Source organism: Granulicatella elegans ATCC 700633, assembly GCF_000162475.2.
GTDB lineage: Bacteria > Bacillota > Bacilli > Lactobacillales > Aerococcaceae > Granulicatella > Granulicatella elegans.
This window is the reverse complement of the sequence record NZ_KI391971.1, coordinates 1,281,841-1,296,331: the sequence shown is the minus strand read 5'-3', so window position 1 is coordinate 1,296,331 and position 14,491 is coordinate 1,281,841. Positions and strand designations below refer to the sequence as shown.

The 14,491-nt window shown below is 33.3% G+C and carries 11 protein-coding genes; 9 read left to right on the top strand and 2 right to left on the bottom strand.

Going from position 1 to position 14,491, the window contains the following annotated elements:
* From HMPREF0446_RS06115 to HMPREF0446_RS06095, 5 genes are all read left to right on the top strand, one after another.
* The gene (locus HMPREF0446_RS06115) at window positions 1-1,257 is read left to right on the top strand and encodes a GntP family permease (RefSeq protein ID WP_006703373.1); all 1,257 of its coding nucleotides are present in this window, start codon (window positions 1-3) and stop codon (window positions 1,255-1,257) included.
* 108 nt (window positions 1,258-1,365) lie between these two features.
* Entirely contained in the window at window positions 1,366-3,420 is a 2,055-nt protein-coding gene (locus HMPREF0446_RS06110) for a BglG family transcription antiterminator (RefSeq protein ID WP_006703374.1), read from the top strand.
* Complete coding sequence (locus HMPREF0446_RS06105; protein WP_020991401.1) at window positions 3,413-3,694, top strand: PTS sugar transporter subunit IIB; 282 nt, start codon at window positions 3,413-3,415, stop codon at window positions 3,692-3,694. Before HMPREF0446_RS06110 ends, HMPREF0446_RS06105 begins: the two co-directional genes overlap by 8 nt.
* Window positions 3,695-3,718: 24 nt before the next feature.
* A complete protein-coding gene (locus HMPREF0446_RS06100) occupies window positions 3,719-5,101 on the top strand; it encodes a PTS ascorbate transporter subunit IIC (RefSeq protein WP_006703376.1) in 1,383 nt (460 codons plus the stop codon).
* A gap of 5 nt (window positions 5,102-5,106) precedes the next feature.
* Window positions 5,107-5,823 carry a transaldolase gene (locus HMPREF0446_RS06095; protein WP_006703377.1) on the top strand — a complete coding sequence of 239 codons (717 nt, stop codon included), beginning with the start codon at window positions 5,107-5,109 and terminating at the stop codon, window positions 5,821-5,823.
* Window positions 5,824-5,878: 55 nt separating this feature from the next.
* Here HMPREF0446_RS06095 and manA read toward each other — a convergent pair whose 3' ends face one another.
* Window positions 5,879-6,829: a mannose-6-phosphate isomerase, class I gene (manA, locus tag HMPREF0446_RS06090; protein ID WP_006703378.1), complete on the bottom strand. Its 951-nt coding sequence runs from the start codon at window positions 6,827-6,829 to the stop codon at window positions 5,879-5,881.
* Between the two features lie 158 nt (window positions 6,830-6,987).
* Between manA and glmU the strand changes: the two genes are divergently transcribed.
* From glmU to HMPREF0446_RS06070, 4 genes are all read left to right on the top strand, one after another.
* On the top strand, window positions 6,988-8,370 hold the full coding sequence (glmU, locus tag HMPREF0446_RS06085; protein WP_006703379.1) for a bifunctional UDP-N-acetylglucosamine diphosphorylase/glucosamine-1-phosphate N-acetyltransferase GlmU: 1,383 nt from the start codon (window positions 6,988-6,990) through the stop codon (window positions 8,368-8,370).
* A gap of 89 nt (window positions 8,371-8,459) precedes the next feature.
* Entirely contained in the window at window positions 8,460-9,440 is a 981-nt protein-coding gene (locus HMPREF0446_RS06080; protein WP_169816074.1) for a ribose-phosphate diphosphokinase, read from the top strand.
* A 67-nt stretch (window positions 9,441-9,507) separates the two neighbouring features.
* The gene (locus tag HMPREF0446_RS06075; RefSeq protein WP_020991400.1) at window positions 9,508-10,719 is read left to right on the top strand and encodes a chloride channel protein; all 1,212 of its coding nucleotides are present in this window, start codon (window positions 9,508-9,510) and stop codon (window positions 10,717-10,719) included.
* 764 nt (window positions 10,720-11,483) lie between these two features.
* A complete protein-coding gene (locus HMPREF0446_RS06070; RefSeq protein ID WP_006703382.1) occupies window positions 11,484-12,770 on the top strand; it encodes a uracil-xanthine permease family protein in 1,287 nt (428 codons plus the stop codon).
* Between the two features lie 153 nt (window positions 12,771-12,923).
* Here HMPREF0446_RS06070 and HMPREF0446_RS08495 read toward each other — a convergent pair whose 3' ends face one another.
* The gene (locus HMPREF0446_RS08495) at window positions 12,924-14,111 is read right to left on the bottom strand and encodes an IS110 family RNA-guided transposase (RefSeq protein WP_006702274.1); all 1,188 of its coding nucleotides are present in this window, start codon (window positions 14,109-14,111) and stop codon (window positions 12,924-12,926) included.
* Between the last annotated feature and the right edge of the window lie 380 nt (window positions 14,112-14,491).

Below are 14,491 nucleotides of genomic sequence, written 5' to 3'. Positions count from 1 at the left end.
ATGGTTAGTCAAATTAGTACATTAGGAGCTTTAGTTGGATTAATTCTCGCAATTATACTGATTATTAAAAAAGTTCATCCAGCTTATAGTTTAATTTTAGGAGCTTTAGTAGGAGGCGTGATTGGTGGAGCAGGGTTAGCAGGTTCCGTTAGTGCGATGGTGACTGGAGCACAAGGAATGATGTCTCCAGTATTAAGAATTATGACTTCAGGTATTTTAGCAGGTGCTTTAATTAAAACAGGTTCTGCTGAAACAATTGCTGAAACAATTGTGAAGAAGTTAGGGGAGAAAAGAGCTATTGCAGCGATTGCGATTGCAACAATGATTATTTGTGCAGTGGGAGTATTTATTGATATTGCAGTTATTACAGTAGCACCGATTGCTATTGCGATTGCAAAAAAAGCAAATTTATCAAAAGCAGGTATTTTATTAGCGATGATTGGTGGAGGAAAAGCAGGAAATATTATTTCTCCAAATCCCAATACAATTGCTGCTTCAGAAGCGTTTCAATTAGATTTAACAGCATTAATGGCTAAAAATATTATTCCTGCATTAGTGGCATTAGTTGTGAGTATTTTATTAGCAGGATTTCTAGCAAAGAAAGTCGATCATGCTTTTGACGATATGGAAGAAGAAGCTGAACATCACACTTCTGTGCCATTTTTCCAAGCAATTCTTGGACCGGTTGTGGTTATTGCCTTATTAGCTTTACGTTCATTAGTAGGAGTAAGCGTGGATCCTTTAATTGCATTACCAATTGGTGGATTAGTAACCATTTTAGTAACAGGGCATTCAAAACATACTGTAGAATATACTGAATTTGGATTGAGTAAAGTAATTGGTGTATCGATTTTATTAATTGGAACAGGAACGATTGCAGGAATTATTAAAGCTTCTTCTCTACAAGTGGATATGATTCATGTATTGGAAGCTTTGAATATGCCATCCTTTGTTTTAGCGCCATTATCAGGTATTTTAATGGGAGCAGCTACAGCTTCTACAACAGCTGGTTCTACGATTGCTTCTCAAACGTTTGCAACTCCTTTAGTTTCTTCTGGGGTTCCTGCAGTAGCAGCTGCAGCAATGATTCATGCTGGGGCAACGGTGTTAGATTCTCTTCCTCATGGCTCATTCTTCCATGCTACTGGAGGTTCAGTCTTTATGAGTATTGAAGATCGTATGAAGTTAATTCCTTACGAAGCATTGGTAGGTTTGACAAGTACTATTGTTGCAGTGATTTTGTATTTATTAGGGTAAAGTAAATTTGGGCACAATTTATGTAGAGATAACGAACATAAAGTTGTGCTCAAATATTATTGATGAAAATGATAGCGCTTTATATAATTTGGTTATAGGAGGAAGAAAGTGTTAACAAATGAGCTCATAAAAAAATATCAATTTTTTCTTAATTATAATCATACCTCTATAGAAGAAATGGAGGGTGTGCTTCAATGTAATAAAAGAACTGTAATGATAGATATACAAAAAGTTAATGAAATGTTAGTAATTTTAAAATTACCTACCATTACAGTTCAAAATAATTTTATCATTACACCAGATATCTCTATAACTAATATATTGAAGTATGTTGATATAGCATCAAAAAATTATGTGTTTCAAGAAGAACGTATTGATATGTTGATTTTCTATATAATTTTATGTTCTGACTATATTTCTAATTCACATTTGCAAGATTTTTTAAGAATGAGTAAAAATTCAATATTAGCAGATTTAAAAGAAGTTAAAGTTATTTTGCAAAAATATGAACTTCAGTTAATCTACTCTCGTGATAAAGGATATTATATAGATGGAAATAGTAATAAAATTAGAGAATTACTTGAGAGAACAATTGGAAATTTAATTACTTTAGTGTGTGGAAGAAATATTTTACGCTATATTTTTAATGAATGTAATTTAATATATCAGGAAGAATTATTTTTTAATTTGCTAAAGATATATAGTGATAAATATCAATTAATATTTATTGCAGAGAAAATTGATACGGTAGCCATATTGATGGCAGTAATTAATGAATATAGTTTGAAAGAATCTTATATCAAAAATACAGAGGATTTCGAAAAAATAATTGAAACACCATTATTAAGGTTGCTAATAGATATCGAAGAAAAATTTCCAAATTTATCAAAGGAAAGAGAATTTCTTTTATCAAGATTAGCTGGATGTGTTCAGGGAGATTTAAATATTAATCCTGAACCTGAAATTATAAAAATAATGGACGAAATTATTTTACAAGTAAAAGTAAATACAGGTTTAGAATTTCCTGAAACATTTCAATTTAGAAAAAATTTATATGCACATTTATATCCTGCATTTTATAGACAAATTTTTGATGTTTCTTTAAAAAATCCTCTGACAAGTCAAATTATTAAAGAATATGACTATTTGTTTGCTTTAATTAAAAGAAGTCTTAAGCCTTTAGAAGAAGCAACGTTTAAAAAGATATCTAATGATGAAATTGCCTATTTTACTATTCATTTTGGTGGATATTTAGAAAATATTCAGAAGGAAAGTATAACAGAAAAAATTGTTGCTATGGTTATTTGTCCAAATGGAATTAGCTCTTCATTAATTTTACGAGCCGAATTAAAACAGATTTTTCCCATGATAGAATTTTATACAATGTCTTTTAATGATTATAAAAAGAATATTGGAATTCAAAAAGTTGATATGATTTTTTCTACAATGAGTATTGAGGTAGATAAACCGCTTTTTATTGTTAAAACAATCATGAATTCTACTGAAAAAATACTATTAAAGAAAAAAGTTTTTGAAACTTTCCATTTGAAGAAAGAAGAATTTATTTCAGTTGAGGAAATACTTAAAATTATTACTAAGCATGTATTAATAAAAAACGAAAAGGAGTTGAGAAACGATTTAACAAAATATTTGTTTGCAAATAAAGAAGTAGTGTTAGGAGGTGATTCCTTGAAAGATCTAGTAAAAAAAGAATTGATTCAACAATTAGATAAAGTAAATGATTGGCAAACTGCAGTCAGAATTGCTTCTAAACCTTTGTTAGAATATGGATATATAGAAGAAAGTTATGTTGAAGCTATTATTTCAAGTGTTAATGAAATTGGTCCTTATATAGTGTTGGCACCAAAAGTAGCAGTACCGCACGCATCACCAGATGCTGGTGTGCATCGCTTAGGGATTAGTTTGTTGCAATTAAAAGAACCTGTTAATTTTGGATTAGCAGATGATGAAGATAAAAATGTACAGTTAATATTTGTATTAGCAACAGTTGATTCTACTGCACATTTAAAAGCTTTACAGCAGTTGGCATTAATTTTAGATGATGATGATATTATAGAAAGTTTGATTAGAGCAGAAATTCCTGAAGAAATTTTAGGTTTAATTGAGAAAGTAATTCAAGAAGGAGGTGAGTGGGATGATTAAAGTAGTAACAGTTTGTGGAAATGGAATTGGTAGTAGCTTGTTATTGAGATTAAAAGTAGAAGCTATAGCCAAAGACTTAGGGATTGAAGTTGAAGCAGAATCATGTGATTCTAATGCAGCAGTTGGAAAAAATGCTGATTTATATGTAACTGTGAAAGAGTTTAAAGATATTTTCCCAGAAACAGCAAATGTTTGTATTGTAGAAAGTTATACAAATAGAAAGAAAATTGAACCAGTATTAGCACCAGTTTTACAAGAAATGAATAATAATTAATGTGATAAATAAGGAGGAAGTAACATGAATGGGGTATTAATATTTTTTCAAAATATTTTAAGTGAGCCAGCATTTTTAATGGGATTAATTGCATTTGTCGGCTTACTTGCTTTAAAAACACCAGGACATAAGGTGTTGACTGGAACATTAGGTCCTATTTTAGGATATTTAATGTTAGCTGCAGGAGCAGGTGTTATTCAAGCTAATTTAGCTCCTCTAGCAACATTAATTGAACAAGGATTTGGTATTACTGGAGTAGTTCCAAATAATGAGGCTGTTACAAGTGTAGCACAAAAAATTTTAGGTGTAGAAACAATGTCAATTTTAATTGTAGGATTGTTATTGAATTTGTTTTTCGCTAGATTTACTCGTTTTAAATATATTTTCTTAACAGGGCATCATAGTTTCTTCATGGCATGTTTACTTTCAGCGGTCTTAGGAGCAATTGGATTTGAAGGAGTTGCATTAGTTCTATTAGGAGGATTTTTCTTAGGTGCATGGTCAGCTATCTCACCAGCAATTGGTCAAAAATATACTTTGAAAGTAACAGATGGTGATGAAATTGCTATGGGTCACTTTGGAAGTTTAGGTTATTATTTAGCAGCTTGGATAGGTACTAAGGTTGGTAAAGATAGCAGAAGTACAGAAGAATTACAAATTTCTGATAAATGGAGTTTTTTAAGAAACACAACAATTTCAACAGGAATTGTAATGGTAATATTCTATATTATTGGTGTTGTAGCTTGTTTGATTAGAAATCCTCAAGTTGTAGAAGAATTGGCTAACGGTAAGAATCCTTTGATTTTTGCTATTATTAGTGGTTTGACATTTGCTGTAGGTGTATCAGTAGTTTATGCAGGGGTTCGTATGATTTTAGCAGACTTAATTCCTGCTTTCCAAGGTATTGCTACTAAATTAATTCCAAACGCAGTACCTGCGGTAGACTGTGCTGTATTCTTCCCGTATGCTCCAACTGCTGTAATTATTGGTTTTGCATTTAGTTTTTTAGGTGGACTTGTAGGTATGTTTGTACTTGGTGCATTGGGCGGAGTGTTAATCATTCCTGGTATGGTACCGCATTTCTTCTGCGGGGCTACAGCCGGAATTTTTGGTAATGCAACAGGAGGTAGAAAAGGAGCGATTTTAGGATCATTTGTAAATGGATTATTCTTAGCATTTTTACCAGCTACATTACTTCCAGTTTTAGGAAAATTAGGATTTGCTAATACAACATTTGGTGATTTTGATTTTGGTTTAATTGGTATTCTATTGGGACGTACTGGTGAATCAGCAGGAGCTATCGGTATTTATATTATTGCCGCTGTTTTAGCTGTCGTATTAGTTTTACCTTCAGTTCTTACAAAATCAAAAGAAGCTTTGAATAATATTGTTGAAGAAGAGGAGTAAATCATATGGTTAAAGAATTAACAGTTAAAGTGTTTTCTGATGGAGCAAATTTAGATAACATGTTAAATGATTTGAATTCTGGTATTGTAACGGGGTTTACTACTAATCCTAGTTTAATGAAAAAAGCTGGTATTACAAGTTATATTGGATTTGCTAAGGAAGTATTAAAAGAGATTAAAACTTACCCTGTTTCTTTTGAAGTATTTGCAGATGAAATCGACCAAATGGAAAAAGAGGCACGTAGAATTGCAACGTTAGCGGAAAATGTCTATGTAAAAATTCCTATTACTAATTCAAAAGGAGAGAGTACTGTACCATTGATTAACCGTTTAACTGCAGATGGTATTAAAGTTAATGTAACTGCAATTTTTACAATAAAACAAGTGGAAGAAGTTGTAGCAGTGCTAAAAAATAATACTCCATCCATTGTTTCCGTTTTTGCGGGAAGAATTGCAGATACAGGTGTAGACCCAATGCCGATTATGAAAGAAGCTTTAGAAATTTGTCGTAAGAAAGAATTGGCTGAATTATTATGGGCAAGTCCTAGAGAAACATTTAATATTTATCAAGCAAATGAGCTAGGAGTGGATATCATTACATGTACTTCTGATTTGATAAAGAAATTATCGTTAAAAGATAAAGATTTAACACAATATTCTTTAGAAACTGTTCAAATGTTTTTAAGAGACAGTACAAGTTTAGGTTTTAACATTTTAGAATAATTAAATTTATTGTTAAAAAAACAGCATTCCATAACCAGAATGCTGTTTTTATTTCTTATTCTTCAGAACGAGAAACGATTAGTGTTAGATTTCCTTTTACAGTTACATCATGAATCGGTGTTGGTAAAATAAAGGAATCTGCCTTTTTAAGAGCGAATGATTCGCCATTTACTTCTAGTGTTCCTTCACCTTCGATAACAGTTACTAAGTAGTAGTTGTCATCTAGTGTAGTAGCGTAAGTACCATCAATTTCCCACTTCCAAACAGAGAAATAATGATTTGTAATGAAATGAGTAATCGTTGCATTATCCGTTTTTTCAATTGTTTGTTTAAAACTTGGTAATTGATGCGGAATTGTAGTGACATCAATCGTTTGTGGAATATGTAATGGACGAGGATTTCCTGCATCATCTTTTCGGTCATAGTCATAGACACGGTAAGTAGTGTCAGAGTTTTGTTGTGTTTCTAAAATGACAATCCCTTTTCCAATAGCGTGAATGGTTCCGCTTGGAACATTGAAGAAATCTCCTGCTTTGACAGGAACTTCTGTAAATAATTCGTTCCATTTTTCTTCTTGGATTAATTGAACAAATTCTGCTTTTGTTTGTGCGGTATGTCCGTAAATAATTTTTGCACCTGGTTCAGCAGAAATAACATACCAACATTCGTTTTTCCCTAATTCGTGTTCATGTTCTAACCCATAAGCATCATCTGGGTGAACTTGAATAGATAAGTCATCGCTTGCGTCTAAAATTTTGATTAATAAAGGGAAAGTTGGCAATGTTTGTTGATGAAATAAATCTGCGTGGCCAGCATATAGTTCTGCTAATGTCATTCCTTGATACTCAGAAGGAGAAAGAACAGTTGATTGTCCATTTGGATGAGCGCTAATTGACCAAGATTCACCAACTTTATCACTTGGTAAAGTTAAGTTAAATTCTGTTTGTAATTTTTTTCCACCCCAAATTTTTTCTTGTAGGACTGGCTTTAAAAAGATAGGTTGCATGTTGAGGGCTCCTTTATGATTTTCTCGATTACAGTATAGCATATTTAAAAGAATGAAAAAAATAAAAGCAAATTCACCAATATTCAAGACACTTTCTTGCAAAAAACATCATAGTTTACTATTATAAAGAAGTAAAAATAGAACTTGCGAGGGATAATATGAATCAAAAATACGGAATTATTTTAGCAGCTGGAAAAGGCACACGAATGAAATCTGAACTTTATAAAGTCATGCATCCAGTTTGTGGCAAACCAATGGTAGAGCATGTGGTAGATCAAGTAGAGCGTGCGGGAGCCGAAACGATTGTAGCCATTGTTGGACATGGTGCAGAAATGGTACAACAACAATTAGGAGAACGTGTTTCTTATGCTTTACAAGCAGAACAATTAGGAACAGGTCATGCTGTTTTACAAGCAGAAGAATTGTTGAAAGATAAAGAAGGGACTACTTTAGTTGTTTGTGGAGATACACCGCTATTAACTGCAGAAACTTTTGAACAATTAATGAAAGTTCATGAAGATACAAAAGCAAAAGCGACTATTTTAACAGCTTGGGTAGACGACCCAACTGGATATGGACATGTAGTTCGTGAGGAAGATGGAACAGTTTTAAAAAATGTAGAACATAAAGATGCTACTCCAGAAGAAGCAGCGATTCAAGAAATTAATACAGGGACTTATTGCTTTGATAATCAATCTTTATTCAGCGCATTAAGCGAAGTTGGAAATGATAATGCTCAAGGGGAATATTACTTACCAGATGTATTAGAAATTTTGAAAAAACGCGGAGAAATCATTTCTGCGTATCAAATGCCAAATGTAGATGAAGGAATGGGCGTTAATGACCGAGTTGCTTTATCCAAAGCAGAAAAAGCAATGCGTCAACGTATTAATGAACAACATATGAGAAACGGTGTCACTTTAATTGACCCTGAACAAACATACATTGACTCAGAAGTAGTCATCGGTTCAGATACAGTGATTGAACCAGGAGTTTATTTAAAAGGGGATACAATGATTGGACAACATTGTCACATCACTTCAGGTAGTGTGATTCGTGATTCTGTATTAGAAGATTATGTAACAGTGACAAGTTCAAATATTGAAGAGTCATTAATGAAAGCTTATAGTAATGCTGGTCCGTTTGCACATCTTCGTCCAAAATCTGTCATTGGAAATTCTGTTCATATTGGAAACTTCGTAGAAGTGAAAAATGCAACCTTAGGATCTGGAACAAAAGTTGGTCACTTAACCTATGTTGGAGATGCTGATTTAGGGAAAGAAATCAATGTTGGTTGTGGAACAATTTTCGTAAACTATGATGGTAAAAATAAACATAGAGCTACTGTAGGTGACCGTGTATTTGTGGGCTGCAATGCGAATTTAGTAGCACCTGTTACAATTGGAGATGATGTCTTTATTGCAGCTGGTTCTACAATTACAAGAGATGTTCCAAATGGAGCTTTAGCCATTGCTCGTTCTCGTCAAGAAAATAAAGAAAACTATGCTGAAAAATTACCTTCAGCTCAAAAAAATTCATAGAAATATACATTTAGTTCTTTAAAAACGAATCAAAAACGTTTATTATTATAGTAGTGAAAAAACAAAAATAAAATTCTTCGGGGGTTATCATTGTGGAACATTATTCCGATCCAAATTTAAAGATTTTTGCACTAAGCTCAAATCGTCCATTAGCTCAAAAAATTGCAGATCAAGTCGGGGTAGAATTAGGAAAAGTATCCGTTACTCATTTTAGTGATGGAGAGATTAAAATTAACATTGATGAAAGTATTCGTGGAGACCATGTTTATATTGTTCAATCAACATCGTATCCAGTAAATGATAACTTAATGGAGTTATTAATTATGATCGATGCATTACGTCGTGCAAGTGCAAAAACAATTAACGTTGTATTACCGTACTATGGATATGCACGTCAAGATCGTAAAGCTCAATCACGTGAACCAATTACAGCAAAATTAGTAGCAAATATGATTACACAAGCAGGTGCAGATCGTGTGTTAACATTAGATTTACATGCTGCTCAAATTCAAGGATTCTTTGATATTCCAGTGGATCACTTATTAGGAGCTCCATTATTAGCCAATTATTTCTTAGAAAATAATTTCAAAGATAAAGATATCGTCGTTGTTTCACCAGACCATGGTGGGGTAACTCGTGCACGTAAATTAGCAGAATTCTTACATGCGCCAATTGCAATTATTGATAAACGTCGTCCAAAAGCAAATGTTGCAGAAGTAATGAATATCATTGGGGATGTTAAAGGAAAAGTTGCCGTGTTAATCGACGATATGATTGATACAGCTGGAACCATTACACTAGCAGCGCAAGCTATTCAAGATGCTGGTGCATTAGAAGTTTATGCTTGTTGTACTCACCCTGTATTGTCAGGTCCAGCATTAGATCGTTTAAATGCGTCTGTTATTAAAGAAGTTGTAGTAACTGACTCAATTCAAGTTCCTGAAGAAAAAACAGGTGGAAAAATTGTCCAAGTTAGTGTGGACCAATTAATGGCTGAAGCGATCAAACGTATTCATGAAAACCGTTCAGTAAGTCCATTATTTATTGAAAAGTTCACAATTTTAGATTAAAAATTTGCGGGTTAAATCGGAGGCTGGAGATATTTCTCCAGTCTTTTTTATTCGAGGAGGTTATTTGGTGAATTCGTGTAAAATCAAGGAAAAAGTTTTACTAGGAATCGTTAGTATCATTGTCGGAGTGATTACTGGTGTTTTAACGTCCTTTTTTGGGCAAGTATTATTAAAAGTATCCGAATTACGGGTAGAATATTTTGCGTATCTAATTCCGTTTTTAGCAGTAGTAGGATTTTTATTTCATACAGTTTATTTAAAATACGGGAAAAATGCGGTTGAAGGAATGAATATTGTCTTTCGAATTGGGCAAGGAGAGGACAATCGCATTTCAAAATGGTTAATTCCCTTTATGATGATTGGAACATGGCTAGCGCATTTATTTGGAGCAAGTGTGGGTCGTGAAGGAGTGGCGGTTCAATTAGGAGCAACGGTTGCGAATCAGTTTCAACAATGGTTTTCTTCTAAGAGAAATCGTCAAATTTTATTAATGATTGGGATGGCGAGCGGCTTTGCTGGACTATTTGGCACTCCTCTAGCAGCAACGTTCTTTGCGATTGAAGTAATGATTGTCGGACAATTACAAATTGACGCATTATTTTATGCATTGTTGTCCAGTTTTATTTCGATGAATGTAGCGCAACGTTTAGGATTAGAGAAATTTATGGTTGGTATTCTTGTAGATATTCAATTTGATGAAACATTATTGAAGATGGTTGTATTAGGAATTGCTTTTGGATTAACAGGAAGACTATTTAGTGTAAGTTTAGCGTATTTGAAAAAATATTGGAGTAATAAAATTCCAAGTCCAACTCTAAGAATATTCTTATTAGGAATTGGTGTCAGTATTTTAATCGCAGCTTTTGGTAGTGGTCGTTATGCAGGATTAGGGACGAATTTAATTCATGCTAGTTTTTATAGTGAGACAATTTTTGTACAAGATTGGTTGTTTAAATTAGGATTAACAGTATTCTCCCTTAGTGCAGGATTTTTAGGCGGGGAAGTAACTCCACTCTTTTCGATTGGTTCTTCTTTAGGAATTGTGATGAGTTCTTGGTTAGGAATTTCTCCAATGGTAGCAGCTGCGTTAGGTTATGGAGCTGTATTTGGAAGTGCGACAAACACTTGGCTAGCCCCTATTTTTATTATCGGTGAAGTGTTCGGATATAGTATGATGCCATATGCAGCAATTGTATGTATTGTTGCATTTGTCGTAAATGGAAATAATAGTATTTATGGACAACAAAAAATTTTTGAATTAGAAAGTATAGAAAGATAAAAAACAGGGGCAAGTATTTTGTCCCTGTTGTTATATACACACTTTAAGTAGCAAAAAATTACTGATAACTTTCTTGATTTTAGAGCCAAGAGAAGCTCACTATATAACTTTCTCACTTAGGATTGAGATATACGTTTTTTCAGAATTATTTATTACATCGAAATTCTATCATAAATATACCTAAAACTATAAAAATACAGGAAATTACTGCGCTCATTACTAGTGATACATTCATATAATTTTTTAGAAAAGAAAATAAGGCTACTCCTAAAACGGTTATCAAGCTCGTTAATATTCTCTTTTTCATATATTCATCCCCTAATTCAATATTTTTATCTTTAACACTTACTATTATATTTCTTTGATTAGAAAAGTTTGTAGAATATAACTTATACAGTTATACATAAAAGAGCTGACAAGAAATCGCTTTTTTTATGCTTGTATTATAATTAATTTTTAAGAAAAATACAATGAATATTAAACCTAAGAGACAGATATACTCGTGGTGTAAAATTTGATAAAATTTCAAATAAACGAAAAAATTCACTTGTTATTTCATGAAAAGTCTAGTATACTTTCGCATAGCGAGGGCTTTTAAATTCATCCCGTGAGGTGAAAAAGGCGATCATAGTTCAAGTTTATATTTCTAGGAGAATTTTTTATGCATAGAAAAAATTTTCCTATATGAAAGCAGCCCTTTTGCAAACAAAAATAAATAGGGTTGCTTTTTTGTATGCACAAAAAGGCCCGGAAAAGAGGGAATGATGGAGTTACAAACTTCAAAAGTCAACTTATTACTCGATGTGGACCAAAATCCACCTTTTGCCAAAGGCTTATTACTAAGCTTGCAACATGTGTTTGCGATGTTTGGGGCAACGATTTTAGTGCCATTAATTTTAGGGATGCCTGTTTCTGTAGCATTATTTGCTTCAGGTTTAGGTACTCTGATTTACATGGTAGCAACTCAATTTAAAGTGCCAGTGTACTTAGGTTCTTCATTTGCATTTATTTCAGCGATGGCATTTGCAATGAAACAAATGAATGGAGATGTTTCAGCGGCTCAGTCAGGGGTTGTTCTTGTAGGTCTTGTTTATGTAATAGTAGCATTAGCGGTTAAATTAATTGGAACAAAATGGATTGATCGTTTATTACCACCGATTGTCATTGGACCAATGATTATGGTAATTGGTTTAGGATTAGCAAATTCAGCCGTGACAAATGCAGGATTTATTAAAGATGGTACAGTTCAACAAATAACAGTAGCGATTGTAACTTTCTTGATTACAGCATTTATTAATACAAAAGCTAAAGGATTTTTAAAAATTATTCCATTCTTATTCGGAATTATTGGAGGATATATTGTAGCTGTACTGTTTGGATTGGTTGATTTCACTCCAGTATTAGAAGCAGATTGGATTGCGATTCCGCAATTATATTTACCATTTTCGACAAATGGATTTTTCAAAGAATATCATTGGTATTTTGGACCTGAAACTTGGGCAATCTTACCAGTTGCCGTTGTAACCATTGCAGAACATATTGGAGATCATACGGTTTTAAGTCAAATTTGTGGAAGACAATTTTTGAAAACACCGGGCTTACATCGTACATTAATTGGAGATGGTGTTGCGACTGCAGTTTCAGCATTTATGGGTGGTCCTGCGAATACAACTTATGGTGAGAATACCGGTGTTGTAGGGATGACAAGAATTGCTAGTGTTTCAGTGATTCGTAATGCAGCACTATTTGCGATTGGATTAAGTTTTCTTGGGAAATTTACAGCATTGATTTCTACGATTCCAAATGCAGTACTTGGTGGGATGGCTATCTTACTATATGGGGTTATTGCAAGTAATGGTTTGAAAGTGTTAATTGAAAAGCAAGTAGATTTTAGAGAAGTGCGTAATTTGATTATTGCTAGTTCAATGTTAGTGTTAGGATTAGGTGGAGCGATTTTAGAATTAGGTCCTGTGACATTATCAGGTACAGCATTATGTGCATTAGCAGGGGTTATTTTGAACCTTGTGTTACCTTATGAAAACAGAAAATGATTTCTTTGATGCGGCATGGGACGGAAGCAGCCTCGCTAAAAAGCGAGTCTCATCCCTAAAATTCGAGCCTAAGGTCTCGAATTTTATTTGAAACAAAGTACGAAAAAAAGACAAAAAGATACTACCTATGCTATAATATAAGTGGAAATTTTTTTAAATTGTCAAAGATAAAGCGTTAGTCTGTTGTCGCAGACCTAACGCTTTTTGACTATTATAAGGTTGGTGCGATTGAAGTATTTTATAGATAATTCTAAGCATTTTATGACCACAAGCGATAATAGCTTTCATTTTACTTCCTCTGCTGGAAATTCGCTGATAGAAAAGTGAAAAGGTTTCTTCTTTAGCACGTTGAACACTTAACACCGACATTACTAAGGCTTGTTTAAGATATTTATTGCCTTGCGTCGTGTGTGAAGATTTTTTTACACCGGCACTTTCGTTAGAACCTGGGCACATCCCAGCCCATGAAGCTAATTTCTTATCAGTTTTAAAATCATCAACATTTGGACCAATTTCAGCTAATATAGTGGCACAACAATTATCACTAATACCAGGAATTGTTAGAAGAAGTTGATATTCTTCAGGGAAATGTTCTAAAATATATTCATTTATTTCTTTATTGAGTTCATCTGATATCTTTTTCTGAAGTTTATATTCTTCCATACATTCTTTAATTAGAAAACGATCTACTGTAGATAGTTTACCTTCCATAGCTTCAATTAATTGTTTAGTAGAGGCTTTTATGCGACCGTGTATACAACTTTCGACATTATCTTCATTAATAACTTCACCATCAATAAATAGAGTTAACAGTGCTTGTCCTGTCTTGCTGAAAATATCTGATAAGTAGCTTGTTATTTTAATATTAGCCCTTTGTAAAATGACATGGATATGATTTTTTATTTGAGTTAAACGTTGTTTGACTGAGAGACGATAACGAGTTAAATAACGTAATTGAAGCACTTCTTGAGAAGGGATATAAGATTGATTAATTAAACCACACCTACCAAGTTGTGCAATCCACTCAGCATCTTTGACGTCTGTCTTACGACCTGGGACATTTTTAATATGTTGCGGATTTGCAAGGACTAATTCTAAGTCGGAATCTGAGAAGATATTGAAAAGAGGAATCCAATATTGTCCTGTGCTTTCGAAGAAAACATGCGTAACTTGATGTTCAAGTATCCAATCAAGAGCTGCTTTTAATTCTTTAGTTGTGGTACCAAAGGTTGTTTGATATTTTTTAGGTTCATTTGAAGTTAGAGGACCATCTAAAATACAACAAACAATGGATTTTTGATGTACATCAATTCCACAACATATTGGGTGCATTACTTGCATAATAAAACCTCCTATTCTACTTGTTAAAGAACAATGGAACAGGAGGTAAAATGTAATTTTATTTTCATGCTCTAAGCATAATCGAGTTTTCTCATGACCCCTGTTCATCCAGTTTTCCCGACAGGAACGACAATTCCCCAATAATTCGAACGGATTAGTATTGTTCTCTAACGTAAGTATAATACCAAATTTTGTTTCTGTCATGAGTAAGACGGTGAAACCGTCTTGGCGTTTTCCCAGTACCAGTAGCCAATAGCGTGGCTACTGGTACTCTTACTACAGCGGGAAGTCTATTTTTTTGCATACATTTATGAGGGTGCGTTTAGGAATATGACTTCCCTGTAAGTAGTATGGGATGTCAGCGATTTCGCTAAAGCGAA